Below are 22,046 nucleotides of genomic sequence, written 5' to 3'. Positions count from 1 at the left end.
AGCGGGCCCTTTGCTTTCACAGGCGTGTGATCCGCTGTAAAACAAGGTTGTCTCGTGGCGCTATGAATGCCATGAGACGCCGCGATCAAGGTTCTTTGAGGAATAAATGGTAGCCGGGCTGCAAAGCGGCAATATTACGCGCAAGAGCGCCGTCATGCGCCGGAAGCGCTCGCTTGCTCTGCGTCGCTTCTTCAAGCCGCTTAATCGCGTCTTCGGCAACTATCTTTTCTCGAGCCTCACGCGACGCATCCTCTTCCTCAATCTTGCCGGCCTCGCCGTTCTCTTGTCCGGCATCATGTATCTCAATCAGTTTCGAGACGGTTTGATCGATGCCCGCGTCGAAAGCCTGATGACGCAGGGCGAGATCATTGCAGGCGCCATTGCCTCATCAGCGACCGTCGATACCAATTCGATCGCCATCGATCCTGAAAAGTTGCTTGAACTCCAGGCCGGCCAAAGCATAACGCCATCGCCGGACGTTCTCGACAATCTCGATTTCCCCATCAATCCGGAACGCGTTGCGCCGGTCCTCAGGCGCCTCATCTCGCCGACGCGCACGCGCGCCCGCATCTACGACCGCGACTCGAACCTGCTTCTAGATTCCCGCCACCTTTATTCGCGTGGACAGGTGCTGCGTTATGAATTGCCCCCCATCGACGGCGAAGAGCCGAGTTTCTTCGAGCGTCTGACCAATCGCATGACGAGGCTCCTGCGCCGTAGCGACCTGCCGATCTACCAGGAGCAGCCGGGCGGCAATGGTTCGTCCTATCCGGAAATCGTCAAGGCGCTGACCGGTTCGCCGGCAACCGTCGTGCGTATGACCGAGAAGGGCGAGCAGATCGTTTCCGTCGCCGTTCCCATCCAGCGTTTCCGCGCTGTTCTCGGTGTTCTGCTGCTTTCCACCGAAGGCGGCGACATCGACAAGATCGTCCAGGGCGAACGTTACGCGATCATCCGCGTCTTCACAGTTGCGGCACTGGTCATGGCGATCCTTTCCCTGTTCCTGGCATCCACCATCGCCAATCCGTTGCGCCGTCTCGCCGCCGCGGCCGATCGCGTGCGCCATGGCGTGAAGAACCGCGAGGAGATACCGGATTTTTCCGAACGCCAGGATGAGATCGGTCATCTATCGACGTCCATTCGCGACATGACCAACGCGCTCTATGCTCGTATCGAGTCGATAGAAAGCTTTGCGGCCGATGTCAGTCATGAACTGAAGAACCCGCTTACTTCGCTGCGCAGCGCCGTCGAAACCTTGCCGCTCGCCAAGAACGACGAGTCGCGCAAACGCCTGATGGATGTCATCCAGCACGATGTGAAGCGCCTTGACCGCCTCATCACCGATATATCCGACGCCTCCCGTCTCGACGCTGAACTGGCCCGCGAAGATTCCGAGCATGTCGACCTCAAGATGCTTCTCGGCAACCTCGTGACAGCGGCCCGCGAAGTCCGCCGCAACAAGAAGGACACGCGCATCGAGCTGGTCGTCGGCAAGCTTCCAAACAACCGCAAGGGCTTCTATGTCGTCGGCCACGATCTTCGTCTTGGCCAGGTCGTCTCCAACCTCATCGAGAATGCGCGCTCCTTCGTCCCGATCGAAGGGGGCGTCATTACCGTTTCGCTGCAGCATATGGGTGATCGCATCCGCATTCTTGTAGAGGACAATGGCCCTGGCATCCGCGTGGAGCAGATCGATCGCATTTTTGAGCGCTTCTACACCGACCGGCCTGCCGGGGAGGCCTTTGGCCAGAATTCCGGTCTCGGGCTTTCGATCAGCCGCCAGATCATCGAGGCGCATGGCGGCACCCTCAATGCCGAAAACATTCCCGATCCCAAGGATCCGGAGAATTATCTCGGCGCCCGCTTTACCGCCATTCTACCAGTTGAGGCTTGATGGCGAGCATGCCGGGAGAACTGATCCATGCAACGGCGCTCATCGTCGCCGACCGCGGCGTCCTGATCATCGGGCCGTCCGGTGCCGGGAAATCATCAATAGCGCGGGCACTCATGGAGCGTACCAACACAAGGGGCATGTTCGCAGCGCTTGTCAGTGATGACCAATGTCAATTGCACCCGTCTTCGGGACGTCTCGTCTGTTCGGCACCAGCGTCGCTGCGAGGCGGTATGGAAGTGCGCGGCTCGGGGCTTCACGCGGTCGATCATGAAGGCACTGCCGTCATTCATCTTGTTGTCGAACTCGTCGATAAAGCAGAGGCGGTTCGATTTGCTGGTGAGGAGACGACACAACTTCAGGGCGTCGCAATTCAGCGTCTCCGCCTACCGGAAGGCGAGGTGGAATCCGCTTGCAGGGCCGTCGAGGCGAGGCTTTTCGAGCCCCAATGGAAAAAATTAACGAGCTAATCCAAATGGTTGCCCTTTTGCACTGCGATAAAATGACTATGCGTCTTGGTGGCGCCATTTTTCCACTTGCCTTCGCGATTCGTCCTGCCAGAATGCGACACCTGCCAAACGGGGCATTCAATGCGCGGAAAAAAGCCCAAGCTGAAGGGCGCGGCGCGACAGGAGCAGTTTCAGAATGATCGGACTCGTGCTTGTGACGCACGGAAGACTGGCCGAAGAATTTCATCATGCTGTTGAGCATGTGGTCGGCCAGCAGGAATATTTGGAAACCGTATCGATCGGTGCGGATGATGATATGGAACAGCGTCGCCGGGATATCGTAGATGCAGTTGCCCGCGCCGACAATGGTTCGGGTGTTATTATCCTGACGGACATGTTTGGCGGGACGCCTTCCAATCTCGCCATATCCGTGATGGAATCGGGCAAGATCGAAGTGATTGCGGGCGTGAACCTGCCGATGCTCATCAAGCTCTCCAGCGTTCGCCTGACTAATGACATGGCGGCGTCGTTGCGCGAAGGCCAGGACGCCGGTCGAAAATATATTAACGTGGCCAGCCAGGTGCTGACAGCCAAATAGAGGTCATGAATGCGCCTGACTGCAGAAACGACCGGTACGTTCAACCCGGACAACGCGCTTGTGGAGTCATTCGAAATCATCAATCGCCGCGGCTTGCACGCGCGCGCTTCCGCCAAGTTCGTTCAACTTGTCGATGGTTTTGATGCGCATGTCCGCGTCGAGAAAGATGGCATGACAGTCGGCGGAACATCCATCATGGGCCTGATGATGCTGGCCGCTTCGCCCGGTTGCTGCATAAAAGTCAGCGCCTCCGGCGTGCAGGCGCGCGAGGTGATGCAAGCGCTCGGTTCGCTGATCGCCGACAAATTCGGCGAAGAAGCTTGAGCGCCGATATTTAAGATCGCTCGAAATTGGATATGCACGCATAAGGATTTCTTTATGTCCCATTGTGCGGCGCGCCCTAATCTGCTAGTCAACTCCATCTCCGGCCGCGCTGTTCAAGCGCGCGGCCATACGGAATTTGCGAAAAATGGAGTTGGCACAGATGGCCGAGAAGCAGGATTATATCGTCAAGGACCTTGAGCTCGCCTCGTGGGGCCGCAAGGAAATCGAGATCGCCGAGACAGAAATGCCGGGCCTGATGGCGAGCCGCGAGGAATTTGGCCCATTGCAGCCGCTGAAGGGAGCCCGGATCACCGGTTCGCTGCATATGACGATCCAGACCGCCGTTCTCATTGAAACCTTGCAGGCGCTTGGCGCCGAGGTGCGCTGGGCCTCGTGCAACATCTTCTCGACGCAGGATCACGCTGCAGCTGCAATTGCAGCCACCGGCACACCGGTCTTTGCCGTCAAGGGCGAAACACTCGAGGAATATTGGACCTACACGGACCAGATTTTCCAGTGGCCGGACGGTCAGCCGTCAAACATGATCCTCGACGATGGCGGCGATGCCACCATGTATATCCTTATCGGCGCGCGCGCCGAAGCCGGCGAGGACGTTCTTTCCAATCCCGGCAGCGAGGAAGAGGAAATCCTGTTTGCGCAGATCAAGAAGCGCATGAAGGAAACGCCTGGCTTCTTCACCAAGCAACGCGAAGCCATCAAGGGCGTCACGGAAGAGACGACGACGGGCGTCAACCGTCTTTATCAGCTGCAGAAGAAGGGCTTGCTTCCTTTCCCGGCGATCAATGTCAATGACAGCGTCACCAAGTCGAAGTTCGACAACAAGTATGGCTGCAAGGAATCGCTGGTCGACGGTATCCGCCGCGCCACCGACGTTATGATGGCCGGCAAAGTTGCCGTCGTTTGTGGCTATGGCGACGTCGGCAAGGGCTCTGCCCAGTCGCTCAACGGCGCCGGCGCACGCGTCAAGGTAACGGAAGTCGACCCCATCTGCGCGCTGCAGGCCGCCATGGACGGCTTCGAAGTCGTCACGCTCGAGGACGCAGCGCCGACGGCTGACATCGTGATCACCACGACCGGCAACAAGGACGTCATCACGCTCGATACCATGCGCAAGATGAAGGACATGGTCATCGTCGGCAATATCGGCCACTTCGACAATGAGATTCAGGTCGCAGCGCTACGCAATCTCAAGTGGACCAACATCAAGCCGCAGGTCGACATGATCGAATTCCCGGATGGCAAGCGCATGCTGCTTCTGTCGGAAGGACGCCTGCTCAATCTCGGTAACGCGACCGGTCATCCGAGCTTCGTCATGTCCGCCTCCTTCACCAACCAGGTGCTGGCGCAAATCGAGCTCTACAGCCGTGGCGAGAAGTACAAGAACGAAGTCTATGTTCTGCCCAAGCACCTCGACGAAAAAGTCGCGCGTCTGCATCTCGACAAGCTCGGCGCGAAATTGTCGGTGCTTTCCGAAGAACAGGCGGCCTATATCGGTGTAACGCCGAAGGGCCCCTTCAAGTCCGACCACTACAGATATTAATTCTCGTTAGTAACGACACGAGATATGGACGCCGGGGGATTGACAAATTCTCCGGCTTTCTTTTTTACCGCCAGTTCTTCCCGTCGATTCGCTCAAGGTTTATTCTAGTGATTCGGGATAGCGCTGTTCCCGGTGGGCCAAGCGATTGAAAAATCGAAGGGAGGGAGCAGCGGGCATTCGCCAGACGGGGTAGCGACGGTTGATATGAAGATTGAAAGCGGTGTTCGCAGGAGACATCCGGCACGGGCATTTCCGGTGCAGAAGGAACTGCGGATCTTGGCGTGCCGCGCCTGCTCCTCTCTCGCAATTCTTTCGGCGTTTTCATTTCCGGCCAGCGCCGAGGATGCTTTTGGCAAGATCAACACGCCTTTTGGGGTGGAGGTCGGCACGTTCGAGGTCATCCAGTTCGCCATGTTCCTTGGCGCCATGGGTGCCGCCCTGCTCTCGGCAGGCTGGCTGATCCGTGAACGCAGCCGCATAGCCAATGAAAACCGCCAGTTGCGCGACAAGGTCGCGGATCTCAATGTTACGGTGCAGCGTAACGAGGCCATGCTGAACCTGAAGGATCAGCGCATCATCGTCTGGGAAGGTGGATCGAGCACACCCAACCTGATCGGCAATCTGCCGCCGGAGATCGGCGTGCCGGAGCCCCGCTCGCTTTTCCTTGCCTTCGGCCGTTGGTTGCGCGTGGATTCGGTTACCCTGCTCGATCGCTCCATCGCCGCTTTGCGCGAAAAGGCACGCCCCTTCGATATCACTGTCGAAACGACAAAGGGTGCACCGCTGGAAATCCAGGGCCGCACCTCGGGCGGATATGCCATTGTCCGTTTCATCAATCTTGGCGAGGCAAGGGCCGAGCAAGCGCTGCTCAAGACCGAGAACTACCAGTTGAGCGAAGCGATCGGCACCCTGCGGGGATTGCTCGAATCGGTTGACATGCCCGCATGGAGCCGCGATGCCGATGGGCGGCTCAATTGGGCCAATCTTGCTTACGCCAAGGCAGTCGAGGCGCGTGACCCGCACGCCGCCGTCAGTGAGGCGCGTGAGTTGTTCGGCGCACAGGCACGCGAACGCATGGAACGGGAAAAAGCCGCGTCGCGGCGCTTCAACGAACAGGTTTCGACAGTGGTAGGCGGGGACCGCCGCGTTTTCCGTGTGACCGACGTTGCCGGCACAACGGGCTCGGCCGGTGTCGCCGTTGATATCAGCGAAGTCGAACTTATCCGCGAAGAATACAAGCAAACCGTCCTCAATCATTCCGACACGCTGGACCAGTTGAACTCGGCCGTGGCAATGTTCGATGCCAACCGCAAGCTGCAATTCTTCAACCAGGCCTTTGCAAAGGTCTGGGGACTCGAAACGGCGTTTCTCGAAAGCCATCCCGACAATTCCATGCTGCTTGACAGGTTCCGCAGTGACGGCATTTTGCCGGAGCAACCGGATTGGCGCCGCTGGAAGGAACAGGTTCTTTCGGCCTATCATTCGGTCGAACCGCAGGAACACCTCTGGTACCTGACGGATGGCCGCACGCTGCGGGTCATCGTCAATCCGCAGCCGAAGGGCGGCGTCACCTGGGTCTTCGAGAATCTCACGGAAAAGCTAGAACTCCAGAGCCGGTACAACACGCTGATCAAGGTGCAGGGCCAGACGCTCGATCACCTGGCCGAGGGTGTGGCCGTATTTGGATCAGACGGCAAGATCCGCCTTTTCAATCCTGCTTTTGCGTCGCTCTGGTCGCTGAAAAAGGAACAGATCGCCGAAGGCATGCATATTTCGGCCGTCCGCCGCCTGTGCGAACCGGTTTCGGATGCGGCGCATTGGGAAGCGTTCGTGACGACCGTAACCGGCTTTGATGATGAGCGGCAGTCGCTCTCCGGGCATATAGAGCTCAGCACCGGCAAGATATTGTCCTACGCGACGGCCCCTCTGCCGAACGGCCAGACCATGCTGACCTTCGTCAATGTGACCGACTCGGTACAGGTTGAGCGAGCCTTGAAGGAGAAGAACGAAGCGCTCGAACGTACGGACGAATTGAAGAACGACTTCGTACAGCACGTCTCTTACGAGTTGCGCTCACCGCTGACCAATATCATTGGCTTCACCGAACTCCTGCAGACGCCGATGACGGGGCCGCTGAACGAGAAGCAACGCGATTATCTCGACCATATAGGAACTTCGTCGTCGGTCCTTTTGACGATCGTCAATGATATTCTAGATCTCGCCACGGTCGATGCGGGGATCATGGAACTTGATATCAGCGATGTTTCCGTCGCGGACGCGATCACGACCGCGTCGGAAAAAGTCGCCGACCGACTGAAGGAGCACAATATACTTCTCGACATCCGCATCACGCCAGGAGCGGGCTCTTTCCGGGCCGACGCCAGCCGGGTGAAGCAGGTGCTGGCAAATCTCCTGAGCAATGCCGCCAACTATGCGCCGGAAGGCAGCACCGTAACCCTGTCCTGCTGGCGCGAGCAGGCCGAAATGGTCTTCAGCGTCGAGGACAAGGGGCCGGGCATGCCGGGCTATGTGCTCGACAGCATCTTCAAGCGATTCCAGCCCTATCCGAATGGCGGGCGCAAGCGCGGCGCCGGATTAGGCCTTTCCATCGTCAAGGGTTTCGTCGAACTGCATGGCGGCACAGTCGATATTGAAAGCGCCGCCGGCAAAGGCACGCTGGTGACATGCCGCTTCCCGCTCGAGGCGCGGACCTTCAGCATCGCTGCCGAATAAGGCGTCCATGGCACCGATCATCGTTCAATTGGCAACGACTGAGGATACTGAGCGGTTTGGACAGGATCTTGCCCTGGCGTTGCGCAAGGGTGATCTCGTGGCTCTTTCGGGCGATCTTGGTGCCGGCAAGTCGACGCTCGCCCGCGGTCTCATCCGCACGATTGCAGCGGACAATGATTACGAGGTCCCAAGTCCCACGTTTACATTGGTTCAATCCTACCCGGAATTGCGACTGCCGGTCAGCCATGTCGATCTCTATCGCCTCTCCGCGGCCGAGGAAGTTGACGAACTTGGCCTGGAGGAAGCGCTGGAGGATGGCGTCGTGCTGGTCGAGTGGCCGGAGCGGGCCGCAGGCGCTCTGCCGCGCGAGAACCTTCATATCGAGCTTACCCATGTGGGGGAGGGACGAGAGGTCAGGATCGATGGTGACGCTGCGGCACTTGCTCGCGTCGAACGCTCCCTCGCCATTCGCGCTTTCCTTGCCTCGTCGGGCTTTGCAAAGGCGGAGCGGCGCTATCTTCTCGGCGACGCCTCGGCGCGCAGCTACGAGACGATTGCCAACGATGGTCAGTCGCCGCTGATCCTGATGAACTCGCCCTACAATCCCGGCGGTCCGATCCTGCGCGACGGCAAGACCTACATGGAGATTGCGCATCTGTCGCAGTCGGTGACCGCCTTCGTCGCGATCGACAAACTGCTTCAAGCTAATGGCTTCTCCGTTCCCGAAATCCATGCCGCCGATCTCGATGCGGGCTTTCTGATTACAGAGAATCTCGGCAGCGAGGGCATCCTCGATGCTGAGGGACTTCCGGTGCTCGCCCGGTATGAGGCAGCGGTGCGCCTGCTGGCTAGATTGCATCAATTTTCGTGGCCGCAGGACATCGAAGCCGCTGACGGTTATGCACATCATATCCACCGCTTCGATCGCGACGCGATGATGATCGAGGTGGAACTCCTCTCCGAGTGGTATGTGCCGCGAATGCGTGATGCAACACTCCCGCAAGAGTTGAAACAGGACTACGTGGCAAAATGGGACGAAGTCTTTAGCCAACTTAAAGACGCCGAGCAGAGCCTGCTCCTCAGGGACGTGCACGCCCCCAATATTCTGTGGCGCGCTGACAGGAAAGGCATGGAGCGGGTGGGGCTGATCGATTTTCAGGATGCGATGATCGGGCCTTCCGCCTATGACGTCGCGTCCCTCGTTCTTGATGCCCGGGTGACCATCTCTCCGGAACTGCAAGATCATTTGCTCCTGGCATATCTGGCGGAAAGACGGGCCGCCGACCCGAAATTCGATGAAGCGAATTTCCGCAAAGCCTTTGCCATCATGGCTGCGCAGCGCAACGCCAAGATACTCGGCATTTTTGTCCGCCTCGACGAGCGCGACGGCAAGCCGGCCTATCTGAAGCATCTACCACGCATTCATGCGTATTTTATCCGTGCTTTGCAGCACGAGGCTCTGGCGCCGATCAGAAATTGGTGCGAGAAGGTCGGCATACTCGATCCGGAGTTCCATTGATGAAATCTCCTCGCACAGCGATGGTTCTCGCAGCCGGTCTCGGCACGCGCATGGCGCCACTTACGCTCACGACGCCAAAACCGTTGATTAAGGTAGCCGGCAAACCATTGCTGGATTGGGGCCTTGAGGCCTTGCGTGCTGTGGATGTCGAGCACGCAATCGTCAACGTGCACTATCTTGCGGATCAGATTGAACAGCATGTCGGTGGGTACAGGCTGCCATCGATTATCGTATCGGACGAGCGGGCTGAACTTCTGGATTCCGCGGGCGGCATCGTCAATGCACTGGACCAAATTGGAAACGATCCATTCTACGTCATCAACGCCGATACATTCTGGATCGATGGGGCGCGCCCAAATCTTGTCCTGCTCGCGGAAGGGTGGGATGATGATCGGATGGATATTCTTCTCATGATCGCGAACAAGAACCGGGCGACGGGCTATGACGGGCGCGGCGATTTTCATATGGACAAGCAGGGGCGGCTCAGTCGTCTCCGGGTGGGCGAAACATCGCCCTATATCTATGCCGGCGCCGCAATCATCCACCCGCGCATCTTCGCCGGCGCGGCGCCAGGAAAGGCGTCGCTCAATCGCTATTTCGACGCGGCGATTACTGCGGACCGGCTCTATGGCCTGCAGATGGACGGCCTTTGGCTGACGGTGGGCACGCCGGCGGCAATCGGCGAGGCGGAAGCGGCCATCGCCGCACATAAGGTTCATGGTTGAGCGCAGACGGCCGCGGGTCTTTTCGATTGCTCCCGGCGTCCCATTCCTGCCGGCGCTCATCGAAGCCATCCAGTCGGGAACACTGATCCCGGGCTTTCCCGCTGACCCTCGCGATCCGATGGCGTTGGCGCGGGCAACGATCTACGTTCCGACGCGGCGCGCAGCGCGAACGCTGCGCTCGCTGCTTGTTGAAAAAAGCCCGGTGAAATCGGCGATCCTCCCCGTCATCCGGCCACTCGGGGATGTGGACGAAGATGCCGCGATGTTCGACATGGGCTCGGAGGCGTTCTTCGACCTTTTGCCGCCGATCAATGCGACGGAGCGGCTCCTGCTTCTGGCGAGCCTGGTAAGGCCTTGGCGCGAGCGTTTGCCAGACCATGTGCGTGCGCTGTTCGGCAATGAGGAAATCGCCATTCCGGCGACAACCGCCGATGCGATATGGCTGGCGCGCGATCTTGCCGGACTGATGGACCAGGTGGAAACCGAGGCGAGTGGCTGGGCGACGCTTGGCAATATTGTGGCCGAAGACCTGCCGAACTGGTGGCAGGTCACGCTCGAATTCCTCGACATCGTCACCGGCGTCTGGCCGCAAATCCTGGAGGAGCGCCGTCGTTCCAATCCGGCTGCGCATCGCAATCGCCTTATCGAGCTGGAGGCCGAACGTCTCTTGCGAAGTCCGCCGTCGGGGCCGGTGATCGCGGCCGGTTCGACAGGGTCGATCCCGGCGACCGCCAGACTCCTTGCGGCAATCGCATCATTGCCGCAAGGTGCGGTCGTTCTGCCCGGCCTTGATCGCGATCTCGACCCAGCGAGTTGGGATATCCTGGCCAAGGTCGACGACAACCCCTCCATATTTGGCCATCCCCAATACGGCCTGCGCAAACTCCTGGGGGAGCTTGGCATTCTGCGCGACGATGTCGTTCCGCTGGGGACGCCGCAGCCTGGGATGCGGGCGCGCGAGCGCCTTGTCAGCGAGGCCATGCGACCCGCCGACACCAGCGAGGCTTGGGCATATCTCGACCGGGCGGGCGGGGCATTTTCCGAAGCCACTGCCGATATCTGTCTGATCGAGGCGGCGAATGAACGGGAAGAAGCGCTCGCTGCCGCATTGGCCCTGCGCGAAGCGATTGAGGATTCGGGTCGTACCGCAGCGCTCGTAACCGCCGATCGGGATCTGGCGCGGCGCGTTTCGACGGAACTCGCCCGCTTCAACATCATCGCCGACGATTCCGGCGGCCATGCACTCCGCGAGACCTTGCCGGCGACGTTGATGCGCCTGGCGCTGGAGACGGTATTCAACCCTGGCGATCCCGCTGCGCTTTTGGCACTGCTTAAGCATCCGCTGACGCGCATCGGCGGGCAACGCGGCAAGGTGCGTAGGGTGGCAGAGACCATCGAACTCGTCGCCCTGCGTGGAGGGACCGGACGCGCGACCCTTGCGGACCTTGGAGCCTTCTTCAATCACCGGCTCGCGGAAACGAGCGGCACGCCCTTCGAACCGATGTGGCTGCGGCACCTGTCAGCGACGGATATCGAGGAGGCACGAGCGATCTGCGATGCGCTGAGCCAGTGCATGGCGCCAATCGTTGCCATGGCAGGTCAGTCCGGCGCTGTCGCCTTGCCCGAAATCGTTCATGCGAGTGTTACCGCGCTTGAAAACCTTGTGCGCGACGATAATGGCGATATTTCCGCGCTTTACGAGGGGCCGGCGGGTGAGCAGTTTGCGGCTTTCTTGCGCAACCTCGTCTCGGCCGATACCGGTCTGGAATTTGCGCCGGCCGAATGGCCCGCCATGGTCGAGGCGCTCCTCGCCGGCGAAGTCGTGAAGCCGAAAGTCGGCGCCCATCCACGCCTCTTCATCTGGGGCGCGCTCGAAGCCCGCCTGCAAACCGTCGATACAGTCGTCATTGGCGGTTTGAATGAAGGTTCCTGGCCGGGCAAGACGCGCAACGATCCTTTCATGTCGCGGCCGATGAAGTCGATCATCAAGCTCGAACCGCCGGAACGGCGGACCGGCCTTGCGGCCCATGATTTCCAGATGGCGATGGGCATGGGGAAGGTCGTTCTCACCCGTTCGCAACGCTCGGCGAATGCACCGACGGTGGCTTCCCGCTGGCTGCAGCGGCTGGATACGGTGCTTGGCAAGGATGCCGGTGCGAGCCTGCGGCAGCAAGGCGGCAAGTATCTTGGCTGGGCGCGCGAAATCGATCGCGCCGTCGATGAAGATTTCGTCAAGCGCCCGGAACCGAAGCCGCCGCTCGATGCGCGGCCGAAGCATTTCTCGGTGACCGAAATCGAAACCTTGCGGCGTGATCCATACGCGATTTTTGCGCGGCGCATCCTGCGCCTGCGCCCGATCGAGCCTTTGATCCGCGATCCCGACGTTGCCGAACGCGGCTCGCTCTTTCATGACATCCTTGCCGCATTCACTGGCGAAAACATCGATCCGGTTGATGCCGATGCCATGGCAAAGCTCATGGATATAGGGCGGCGCCATTTTGATGCGAGCGCTCTGCCGGAGGAAATCGACGCGGTTTGGTGGCCGCGATTTCAGATGCTGGTACCGGAGTTCATCAATTGGGAGCGGGGGCGTGCGCAACTCATCGCCGAGCGGCATGCGGAAATCGCATCCAAAAAGATTGCGGTCGATTCGACCGGCGTTACCTTGTCGGGGCGCGCCGACCGCGTCGATATCCGCCGCGACGGAACCGTCGACATCATTGATTACAAGACCGGTTCGACACCGTCGGTCCGGCAGGCGCACGTCCTGCTTGCCCCGCAGCTCGCGTTGGAAGCGGCGTTGCTGGCCCGCGGAGGATTTCATGAGGTCGGGCGGCGCAATGCAACCGACCTGCTGTACGTCCGTTTGAGGCCACGAGGAAAGGTCGTCCCCGAATCGATTCTAGAAACCCGCAACAGCAGGAAATCCGCGCCGGACCTTGGAGAGTTGGCGTGGCATCGCCTGAGCGAGCTTTTGAACGCCTACCGCGATGTCGGCAAAGGCTACCTGTCACGCGCCCTGCCGTTCAAGGAGGGCGATCTGACCGGCGACTATGATCACCTCGCTCGCGTGCTGGAATGGTCAGCGGGCGGCGCCGACGACGAGGGTGAAGGGTCATGAAGAAGCCGCTTGCCATTCCGGTGGAAACCATTCGCGACCAGAACCGCGCCGCCGACCCGAAGGATTCCGTCTGGGTGTCGGCGAATGCCGGTTCGGGCAAGACTCATGTTCTCACCGAACGCGTCATCCGGCTGCTGCTGGATGGGACCGATCCGTCCAAGATCCTGTGCCTGACCTATACGAAGGCCGCGGCCGCGGTCATGCAGAACCGTGTCTTTGCCCGCCTGTCGGAATGGGCGACGATGGATGAGGCAGCGCTCAGCCGCACGATTGAGAAGATCGACGGGGAACGTCCGGGTCCGAAAAGGTTGACGCAGGCACGCCGCCTCTTTGCCCGCGCACTCGAGACACCGGGCGGGCTGAAAATCCAGACCATCCACGCCTTCTGTGAAGCGATCCTGCATCAGTTTCCGCTCGAAGCGAATATCGCCGGTCATTTCGAATTGATGGACGATTTGATGCAGGTCGCGCTCGTCGGCGAAGCGCGCCGGCAACTGTTGCAAACCGCCCGGCTCGACCACAATGTCGAGCTTGCAGGCGCCTTCGGTGACGTGCTCGACGCGGCAGGTGAATTCGGCCTGCAGGCGCTGCTCGATGAAGCCATCGTGAAACGGCATGACCTCACGTCATTCATCCGCGAAGTCGGCCACGATGGATTGCGTCGCCAGACGTTCTACGGGCACTTCGGTTTTAGAGGCGATGAGGCGGAAGACGAAATAGTCGCCGAATTCTGGCCGCTGCCTGAACTCGATGATGGGGTGCTCGGGGAGCTTCTCGACATCTCCGAAGGCGCCAAGCGCGCAGTCGACTTCGCGTGGCTGATCCGGTCCGCCGAGCAGGCGAACCGCACCGAGGAACTGGAGGAGTTTCTGCGGGAAGCCTTCTACCTGAAATCCGGCGAACCGGTCAGCGGCGCCAAGCTCGCGACCCGGGCCGTGGTCGACAGGGTGCCCGACTTCGAGGATCGCTTCGAAACGGCGGCGGAGCGGGTGCGCGGGGGCCTTGACCGCCTCAAGCAATGCAGGCTCGTCGGACTGACCCTGTCCGCATTCGTGCTGGTGGACGAGCTGCTCGGCCGCTATCAGGAAATGAAACGGTCGCGCGGACTGCTCGATTTCGACGACCTTATCGTGCGCACGGTCAATCTGCTGGCGCGCCAGGATGCGGGCCCCTGGGTGCAGTACAAGCTCGACAAGGGCATCGATCACATTCTTGTCGACGAGGCGCAGGATACGAGCCCGAACCAGTGGAAAGTTATCCGGCTGCTCAGTGAGGAATTCTTCGCCGGCAAAACAGCGCGTGAGATACGCCGTACTCTGTTTGCGGTGGGTGACGAGAAGCAGTCGATCTATTCGTTTCAGGGGGCCATTCCGGAGGATTTTGCCGCTCACGGCAGGGCAACGGAACGCAATGCCGGTCAGGCGGATCTGAGCTTCGCCAAGGTCAGCCTCAATTTCTCTTTCCGCTCCGCCCCGGACGTGCTCTCGGCTGTAGACAAGGTTTTTGCAAGGGCCGAAGCGCACCGTGGTTTTGGCCGCGATCATGGGTCGACTGTCCACACAGCCATACGCGGCAGCGATCCGGGCGAAGTTGAAATATGGGACGTGCTGACGCCGGACACGACCCCGGAGGTGGAGGACTGGCGCACGCCTGTCGACAGCCTGCGCGCCCCGCCCGTGCGGCTCGCCGAGCAGATCGCCAGGACCATCGAGCTCTGGCTGAAGAACGGCGAGGTGTTGCAGGGCCAGGGACGCAGGCTCGAGGCACGCGACATCATGGTGCTGGTGCGCAAGCGCGACCAGTTCATGCATGCCCTGTCGCGCGAACTGAAACGGCGGCACGTGCCGGTCGGCGGGGCGGATCGGCTGAAGCTGACCGACCACATTGCGATCAAGGATCTGATGGCGCTTGGTCGCTTCATGTTGTTGCCCGCTGATGATCTTTCTCTGGCCGCCCTGCTGAAAAGCCCGATGTTCAAGCTTGGAGACGATGAACTGTTCGTCCTTGCCCATGGACGCGCCGAAAACGAGACTTTATTCGACCGGCTGAACAGCCGTGCCGAGGACGACCTTACGTTCCATGCTATTGCCCAGCGCCTGAAGGAGTGGCGCAGCCGCGCCGATACGCTCCCTGTCTTCGAGTTCTACGCTCATATCCTTGGACCAGGCGGTGCGCGGCGCGACTTGCTGGCGCGGCTTGGCCAGGAAGCCGGTGACGTCATCGACGAGTTTCAGAATTATGCGATCGCGACCGAGCGCACCGGGTTGCCGGGCCTGCAAGCGTTTCTCGAAACGCTGGAAGCGGCAACGCCGGAGATCAAGCGCGAATTCGACCAGAGCCGGAACGAAGTACGGATCATGACCGTCCATGCCTCGAAGGGCCTGGAGGCCGCAGTGGTCTTTCTCGTTGATCCCGGCAGCGCGGCTTCGGCCGGCGGACGGAATCCCAACCTCGTTTCCTTCGATATGCGCGAACAGGACGGCTGGCAGGGCAAGGGTTTCCTTTTCGTACCGTCGAAATTCCACGCAACAGCATTCACGGGCACATTGCTCGACACCTTGAAGCTGCGCGCTGAAGAGGAGTATCGCCGCCTGCTCTATGTTGGGATGACCCGCGCCGAGGACCGCCTGATCGTCTGCGGCTATCGCGGCATAAGGCAGGCCCCCGAGACGTGGCACAATCTGGTTGATGCCGGTCTCGGCGATGCGAGCCTGCCGTTCGATCATCCTGTGGAAGGCGTCAACGCGAGGCGCTATCGCATCACCCAGCCCGACAATCGCGATATTGCGGTTCCCGAAGACCGGCCGGCAGCCACCGAGGTCGCGTTTCCCGCTGCCTTCAGGAAGCCGATGCCGCGCGAACTGGGTCTGCCGCGGCCGCTCGCCCCGTCGGGCGTGTCGGTTGTGATCGAGCCCGACGACGAAGCCCCACTGGTCACCGGATCACCGGTTCTCGCCGGGGATCGCGGCACGTCATCCTTTGCCATCCGCCGCGGCATCGTCATCCACGCTCTGTTGCAGACACTGCCTGATCTCCCCGTTGAACAACGGATGGCAGCGGCGGATCGCTATCTGGCGCGGGCCGCCTTCGACTGGGAACCACAGGAGCTTGACGTGGCGCGGAGGTCGGTATTTGCGATCCTCGACGATGCGAAGTTCGCTGCCGTCTTTGCCGAAGGCTCGCTGGCCGAGGTGGCCGTCATGGGGACATTGCATCTGCGCGGCAAGGACCACGCCGTATCCGGCGTCGTCGATCGTCTTGCGGTCGTGGGCGATCGTGTCGTCATCATCGACTACAAGACCAACCGGCCGGCGCCTCAAACGCTGTCGAAAGTACCGGAAACCTATGTCGCCCAGCTTGCGCTCTACCGCGAGCTGCTTGCGCCGCTTTATCCCGGCAAGACCATCGAAACCGCCTTGCTCTTCACCGAGGGCCCCCACCTTGTCGACATTCCCGAGGCGGCAATGAACGAGGCGCTCGAGCGTCTGCGATAGGCACCCACGTAGACCTTTGCACTGAATCGTGACAAGACCTAGCTTGACGAGTGTGGATAGACTCACCACATGATGTGCAACACATTCAACAAACCTACAAGGAAAAGCCTATGGCTACCGTCAAGATCGACACCAGCAATTTTCAGTCCGATGTAATCCAGGCTGGCCAGCCTGTCGTCGTTGATTTCTGGGCGGAGTGGTGCGGCCCCTGCAAGATGATCGCGCCGGCCCTCGAGGAGATCGCTTCGGAGATGGAAGGCAAGGTCACGATCGCCAAGGTCAACATCGATGAGAATCCGGAACTGGCCGCCCAGTTCGGCGTCCGTTCCATCCCGACCCTTCTGATGTTCAAGGATGGCGAGCTTGCCGCCAACCTCGTTGGTGCTGCTCCGAAGAGCAAGCTCAGCGACTGGATCAGAAATTCGGCTGCCTGATCAATCCGGACTACAGACTGAAAACCCGGCCTTGTGCCGGGTTTTTTATTGCGGCGGCGTGCCGTTATCCGAGAGCACTTCGCCGGCAAGATAGAGGGAGCCGCCGATGAGGATGCGCGGCGCGGGTTCGCTGGAGTCCCAGCTATCGCGCAAGATTTTCAAGGCATTCTCGACCGAATGCACCGGCTCGGCGGAAAGACCCGCTTCGTTGGCAGCAATTGCCAACTCGTCGTGCGGGATGCCGGCGCCGCTGGAGCGGATCGGCACCGTATAGACGTGGCGCGCCATGCCGGTGAATGCCTGGAAGTAGCCGACCGGGTCCTTGGTATTGATCATGCCCGTAATGAGGAAAAGCGGGCGCTGGCTGCGGTCTTCAAGGGTGGCGATCGCCTCTGCGACCACGAGGCCCGCACCGGGATTGTGTCCGCCGTCGAGCCAGATCTCCGAACCGGGTACGGATAGTTCAACAAGCTTGCCCTTGACGAGGCGCTGCATGCGCGCCGGCCACTCCACGGTGGTCATGGCGCGCTCGACGGCCTGTTCGGGAACTTTAAAGCCGGCGGTCCGCACGGCCTGGATGGCGGCCGCCGCATTGGCCAGTTGATGGCGGCCAACAAGGTTCGGCAGGGGCAGATCCATCAGGCCGGTATTGTCCTGATAGATTATGCGGCCGCGCTCTTCGAAACTCAGGAAATCCTGGCCATAGACGGCATAGGGGCAATCGCGGCGCTCGGCGGTCTCGATCAGGACCATGCGCACGGCTTCTTCGTCCTGCGCGCCGATAACGACGGGGCAACGGGGCTTGATAATACCCGCCTTCTCGGCTGCAATCAGCTCCACGCGATCGCCAAGATAGGGCTGGTGGTCGAGCGAGATCGGCATGATGACGCTGACCGCCGGCTCCGGGATCACATTTGTCGCGTCGAACCTTCCGCCAAGACCGACTTCAAGGACAACCGCGTCCGCCGGGTGCTCGGAAAAAAGCACAAAGGTGACTGCCGTCAGAATTTCAAAGACGGTAATCGCCTGCCCGGCATTGGCTTCGGCGACGCGTTTCACCGCTTCCGCCAGAACCGCATCCTCGACAATCTTGCCGCCCCCCGGCGCACCGAGCCTGTAACGCTCATGCCAGCGAACAAGATGGGGGGAGGTATGCACATGCACGGTATAGCCCGCGGCCTCGAGCAGTGCCCGGGAGAAGGCTACCGCCGAACCCTTGCCGTTGGTCCCGGCGACATGGATCACGGGCGGGAGTCTCAGATGCGGATTGCCCAACGTGTCGAGCAGGCGTGTGATCCGGCCGAGCGACAGGTCGAAGCCCTTCGGGTGCAAGCCGAGCAGCCGTTCTATTTCCTTTTCAGCATGCGACGACATTGCACATCCGGCTTTAGGTATGGCGCAGTGGCATCAGGAATCGGCCTTGGCCGGAACCGGCAGAGCGGTGGTCGCGAGACCGTTCGGCACATCGGTCTCCTCGGCAATTTCCGTCGCTGGCTGGCCCATCATCATCTTGAGGAGACGGGCAATGGTCGTCTTGAGCTGCGGCCGCGGCACCACCATGTCGACCATGCCGTGGGTTTTCAAATATTCGGCGCGCTGGAAGCCTTCCGGCAGTTTTTCGCGAATCGTCTGTTCGATGACGCGCTGCCCCGCAAAGCCGATCAGGGCGCCGGGTTCGGCAATATGGATATCGCCGAGCATGGCATAGGATGCCGAGACCCCACCGGTCGTCGGATTGGTCAGGACGACGATATAGGGCAGGCCGGCTTCCTTCAGCATTTCCACGGCAACCGTGGTGCGCGGCAGCTGCATCAACGAAAGAATGCCCTCCTGCATGCGCGCCCCGCCCGACGCGGCAAAGAGCACCAGCGGCTTCTTCTGCGCGATCGCTGTTTCAAAACCCTTGATGATTGCCTCGCCTGCTGCCATCCCGAGCGAACCGCCCATGAAGCTGAAGTCGTGGATCGTGACGACGATCGGCAGACCCTCGATGGTGCCGAGCGCGTTGATGATCGCGTCGTCCTGCCCGGTCTTGGTGCGATGTTCCTTGAGGCGGTCGATATAGCGCTTCTCATCGCGGAATTTCAAAGGATCGATGGCGACCTTGGGCTGCTCGAGCGTCTCGAAAATCCCGTCATCGAAGAAAAAGCGCAACCGATCACGCGCCGGAATGCGCATGTGGTGGCCGGAAGACGGGACGACCCACTGGTTCTTTTCGAGATCCGTGTGGAAGACCATCTCTCCGGACTCGGGATCCTTGATCCAGAGATTCTCCGGCATTTCACGGCGGCCAAGCATCGAGTTGATCTTTGGCCGAACGTAATTCGTGATCCAGTTCATGATCGGTCCTGTTCTTCCGTCAAAGGTTCAGGTGATTTAGAGCTTCTACTCGGCCGCCGCAAGGCGTACAGCCCTGACGCCGCTGGAGAGGCCCTGCACCATGGTGGCAACTGCCTCGGCAGGATCGGCGACCAGCGAGCCATCGGGACGGATGGTATTGGCAACGGCATTGATAATCGCCGTACCGACGACAACACCGTCGGCGGCGCTGCCGATCACCTTTGCCTGTTCTGCGGTCTTGACGCCGAAACCGACGACGACCGGAAGGTCCGTGTGCTTCTTGATGCGCTCGACGGCGCTCGCAACCTTCGACGTGTCAGGAAGCGCCGAGCCGGTGATGCCGGTCATCGATACGTAGTAGACGAAGCCGGAGGTGTTCTGCAGCACTTTCGGCAGGCGCTTTTCGTCCGTCGTCGGCGTCGCCAGGCGAATGAAGTTAATCCCGGCCTTGATGGCGGGGATGCACAGCTCTTCATCCATTTCCGGCGGCAGGTCGACAATGATGAGACCATCGATTCCCGCAGCCACGGCATCCTTCAGGAAGCGATCGACACCGTAAATGTAGATGGGATTGTAGTAGCCCATCAGTACGATCGGGGTCGTATCGTCGCTCGCGCGAAACTGCCTGGCAAGCTCCAGGGTCTTCGTCAGGGTCATGCCTTTTTTCAGCGCCCGCAGGCCCGCAGCCTGGATAGCGGGGCCATCAGCCATGGGATCGGAAAAGGGCACGCCGAGTTCGATGATATCGGAACCCGCGACCGGCAGCGACTGCATGATCCTGAGCGAGGTGTCGAAATCCGGATCGCCGCCCATGAAGTAGGTCACGAGCGCCGGACGGCCCTCGGCTCTCAGTGCGGCAAATTTCCTGTCGATACGGGTCGTCATGATCAGATGTCCATTCCAAGCAGTTTGCCGACCGTGTGTACATCCTTGTCGCCGCGGCCGGATAGATTGACGATCATGATCTTGTCCTGCTCCATCTGCGGCGCGATCTTCACCGCATGCGCGATGGCATGGGCGGATTCGAGCGCGGGAATAATCCCTTCGACGCGTGTCGTCAGCTGGAAGGCGTCGAGCGCCTCATTGTCGAGGATCGGCACGTAGGAAACACGGCCCGTATCGCGCAGCCAGGAATGCTCGGGTCCGACGCCCGGATAATCAAGGCCGGCCGAGACCGAGTGACCGTCAAGGATCTGGCCGTCCTCATCCTGCAGGAGGTAGGTGCGGTTGCCGTGCAAAACGCCGGGACGGCCAGCGCTCATTGAGGCACAATGTTCGATGCCGTCGAGCCCTCGTCCGCCAGCCTCGATGCCGATGATCTCGACGCTCTTGTCGTCAAGGAACGGGTGGAACAGGCCGATTGCGTTGGACCCGCCGCCGACGGCAGCGATGATCGTGTCGGGCAGGCGTCCCTCCTGTTCGAGGATCTGCTCGCGTGCCTCAATGCCGATGACGGACTGGAAGTCGCGAACGAGTTCGGGATAGGGATGGGGACCAGCGGCTGTGCCGATCAGGTAGTAGGTGTCGTCGACATTGGTGACCCAGTCACGCAACGCTTCGTTCATGGCATCCTTGAGCGTGCCATGGCCGGAGGAGACGGGCTTCACTTCGGCACCAAGCAGCTTCATGCGGAAGACGTTCGGCTTCTGCCGTTCGACGTCGGTCGCGCCCATATAAACGACGCAGGGGAGCCCGAAGCGAGCCGACACGGTAGCCGAGGCAACGCCATGCTGTCCGGCGCCTGTCTCGGCGATAATGCGGGTCTTGCCCATGCGCCTGGCGAGCAGGATTTGCCCGAGGCAATTGTTGATCTTGTGGCTGCCGGTATGATTGAGGTCTTCGCGCTTGAAGTAGATCTTGGCGCCGCCATTGCCGCCCTGGTCCTTGGCGAGCTGGCGCACGTGCCGGGTAAGGCCCTCGGCATAATAAAGCTTGGAGGGGCGGCCGGCATAGTGCGTGGAAAGCGCCTGAAGCTCTGCCTTGAACGCAGGATCATTCTTGGCGTCGTCATAGGCCTGCTGCAATTCAAGAATGAGCGGCATCAGCGTTTCGGCAACAAAGCGCCCGCCGAAAATACCGAACATGCCCTCTTCGTCGGGACCTGTCTTGAATGAATTGGGCTCCACCACCTTGTTCACTGCTCCACTCCGTTCCTGGGATAGTCGCCGAAACGACTGCCCGCCTTAAGCCGCATCGGCGCTTTTGGCAGCGCGCACGGCCCTGAAAAATTCCTTGATAAGCCCGATATCCTTCACGCCGGGCGCCGATTCGACACCGGATGAAATATCAATGCCGCCCGGCAATGTCTCCTGCAATGCCTGGGCGATATTACCGGCATTCAGCCCGCCGGACAGAATGTAATCGAGCGAGCCGTCAAGTTCACTCAAGACCTGCCAATCGAACGCGACACCATTGCCGCCCGGCAAGGCCGAGCCGGCGGGTGCCTTGGCATCGAACATTAGCCGATCGGCGATGCCGATGTACGGCTCGATCTGTGCAAGGTCGCCGCGTTCGCGCAGCGAGAACACCTTGATCACCGGCAGGCCATAACGCGCTTTCACGTGCCGCAAGCGCGAGACGCTCTCGTGGCCGTGCAACTGCAGCATATCAGGCGCCATTTCGGAAACGATCGCATCGAGCGCGGCATCGTCGGCGTCGACGGTAACGGCAACGGCCTTTGCCCGGCCTGCAGCGGCGCGGCGCAGACGGCTGGCCTCGGCAGGGTCAATATTGCGCGGGCTCTTTGCAAAGAAGATGAAGCCGATATGCGTGGCGCCACCGTCGAGGGCAGCGGCAACTGCTTCGTCGGTTTTCAATCCGCATATCTTTATATCAAGGCTCATGACCCGCCACTCGC

At 60.5% G+C, this 22,046-nt stretch carries 16 protein-coding genes; 11 read left to right on the top strand and 5 right to left on the bottom strand.

The genetic code is table 11. From position 1 onward, the window contains the following. Nucleotides 1-106 precede the first annotated feature (106 nt). From GF108_RS03775 to trxA, 11 genes are all read left to right on the top strand, one after another. Nucleotides 107-1,894, top strand: coding sequence for a sensor histidine kinase (locus tag GF108_RS03775; RefSeq protein ID WP_027230907.1), 1,788 nt, complete (start codon nucleotides 107-109; stop codon nucleotides 1,892-1,894). Beyond that, nucleotides 1,894-2,361, top strand: a complete 468-nt coding sequence (locus tag GF108_RS03770; RefSeq protein ID WP_153666923.1) for an HPr kinase/phosphorylase — start codon at nucleotides 1,894-1,896, stop codon at nucleotides 2,359-2,361. The genes GF108_RS03775 and GF108_RS03770 overlap by 1 nt, the downstream gene beginning before the upstream one ends. 175 nt (nucleotides 2,362-2,536) lie before the next feature. Continuing rightward, on the top strand, nucleotides 2,537-2,938 hold the full coding sequence (locus GF108_RS03765; protein WP_027230905.1) for a PTS sugar transporter subunit IIA: 402 nt from the start codon (nucleotides 2,537-2,539) through the stop codon (nucleotides 2,936-2,938). A gap of 9 nt (nucleotides 2,939-2,947) precedes the next feature. Continuing rightward, entirely contained in the window at nucleotides 2,948-3,262 is a 315-nt protein-coding gene (locus GF108_RS03760; protein WP_027230904.1) for an HPr family phosphocarrier protein, read from the top strand. A gap of 160 nt (nucleotides 3,263-3,422) precedes the next feature. Next, the gene (gene ahcY / locus GF108_RS03755; protein ID WP_091921542.1) at nucleotides 3,423-4,823 is read left to right on the top strand and encodes an adenosylhomocysteinase; all 1,401 of its coding nucleotides are present in this window, start codon (nucleotides 3,423-3,425) and stop codon (nucleotides 4,821-4,823) included. A 204-nt stretch (nucleotides 4,824-5,027) separates the two neighbouring features. Further along, nucleotides 5,028-7,556, top strand: coding sequence for a PAS domain-containing sensor histidine kinase (locus GF108_RS03750; protein WP_153666922.1), 2,529 nt, complete (start codon nucleotides 5,028-5,030; stop codon nucleotides 7,554-7,556). 7 nt (nucleotides 7,557-7,563) lie between these two features. Continuing rightward, a complete protein-coding gene (tsaE, locus tag GF108_RS03745) occupies nucleotides 7,564-9,075 on the top strand; it encodes a tRNA (adenosine(37)-N6)-threonylcarbamoyltransferase complex ATPase subunit type 1 TsaE (RefSeq protein WP_153666921.1) in 1,512 nt (503 codons plus the stop codon). Then, nucleotides 9,075-9,800: a nucleotidyltransferase family protein gene (locus tag GF108_RS03740; protein WP_153666920.1), complete on the top strand. Its 726-nt coding sequence runs from the start codon at nucleotides 9,075-9,077 to the stop codon at nucleotides 9,798-9,800. Before tsaE ends, GF108_RS03740 begins: the two co-directional genes overlap by 1 nt. Beyond that, on the top strand, nucleotides 9,793-12,921 hold the full coding sequence (addB, locus tag GF108_RS03735; protein ID WP_153666919.1) for a double-strand break repair protein AddB: 3,129 nt from the start codon (nucleotides 9,793-9,795) through the stop codon (nucleotides 12,919-12,921). The genes GF108_RS03740 and addB overlap by 8 nt, the downstream gene beginning before the upstream one ends. Further along, nucleotides 12,918-16,415: a double-strand break repair helicase AddA gene (gene addA, locus GF108_RS03730; protein ID WP_153666918.1), complete on the top strand. Its 3,498-nt coding sequence runs from the start codon at nucleotides 12,918-12,920 to the stop codon at nucleotides 16,413-16,415. Before addB ends, addA begins: the two co-directional genes overlap by 4 nt. 110 nt (nucleotides 16,416-16,525) lie before the next feature. Continuing rightward, on the top strand, nucleotides 16,526-16,849 hold the full coding sequence (gene trxA / locus GF108_RS03725) for a thioredoxin (RefSeq protein ID WP_027230897.1): 324 nt from the start codon (nucleotides 16,526-16,528) through the stop codon (nucleotides 16,847-16,849). Nucleotides 16,850-16,894: 45 nt separating this feature from the next. Here trxA and GF108_RS03720 read toward each other — a convergent pair whose 3' ends face one another. Genes GF108_RS03720 through GF108_RS03700 form a run of 5 tightly spaced genes read right to left on the bottom strand, consistent with a single transcriptional unit; the run spans nucleotide 16,895 to nucleotide 22,032 of the window. Continuing rightward, a complete protein-coding gene (locus GF108_RS03720) occupies nucleotides 16,895-18,223 on the bottom strand; it encodes a folylpolyglutamate synthase/dihydrofolate synthase family protein (RefSeq protein WP_153666917.1) in 1,329 nt (442 codons plus the stop codon). A gap of 33 nt (nucleotides 18,224-18,256) precedes the next feature. Next, the gene (accD, locus tag GF108_RS03715) at nucleotides 18,257-19,189 is read right to left on the bottom strand and encodes an acetyl-CoA carboxylase, carboxyltransferase subunit beta (protein WP_027230895.1); all 933 of its coding nucleotides are present in this window, start codon (nucleotides 19,187-19,189) and stop codon (nucleotides 18,257-18,259) included. 45 nt (nucleotides 19,190-19,234) lie between these two features. Next, the gene (trpA, locus tag GF108_RS03710) at nucleotides 19,235-20,074 is read right to left on the bottom strand and encodes a tryptophan synthase subunit alpha (RefSeq protein ID WP_153666916.1); all 840 of its coding nucleotides are present in this window, start codon (nucleotides 20,072-20,074) and stop codon (nucleotides 19,235-19,237) included. 2 nt (nucleotides 20,075-20,076) lie between these two features. Next, nucleotides 20,077-21,327: a tryptophan synthase subunit beta gene (gene trpB, locus GF108_RS03705; protein WP_370462068.1), complete on the bottom strand. Its 1,251-nt coding sequence runs from the start codon at nucleotides 21,325-21,327 to the stop codon at nucleotides 20,077-20,079. A 45-nt stretch (nucleotides 21,328-21,372) separates the two neighbouring features. Then, a complete protein-coding gene (locus GF108_RS03700; RefSeq protein ID WP_153666915.1) occupies nucleotides 21,373-22,032 on the bottom strand; it encodes a phosphoribosylanthranilate isomerase in 660 nt (219 codons plus the stop codon). Nucleotides 22,033-22,046: the final 14 nt, after the last annotated feature.

The sequence above is a fragment of the Phyllobacterium sp. SYP-B3895 genome (assembly GCF_009647635.1).
GTDB lineage: Bacteria > Pseudomonadota > Alphaproteobacteria > Rhizobiales > Rhizobiaceae > Phyllobacterium > Phyllobacterium pellucidum.
This window is presented reverse-complemented; position numbering and strand designations above follow the sequence as displayed.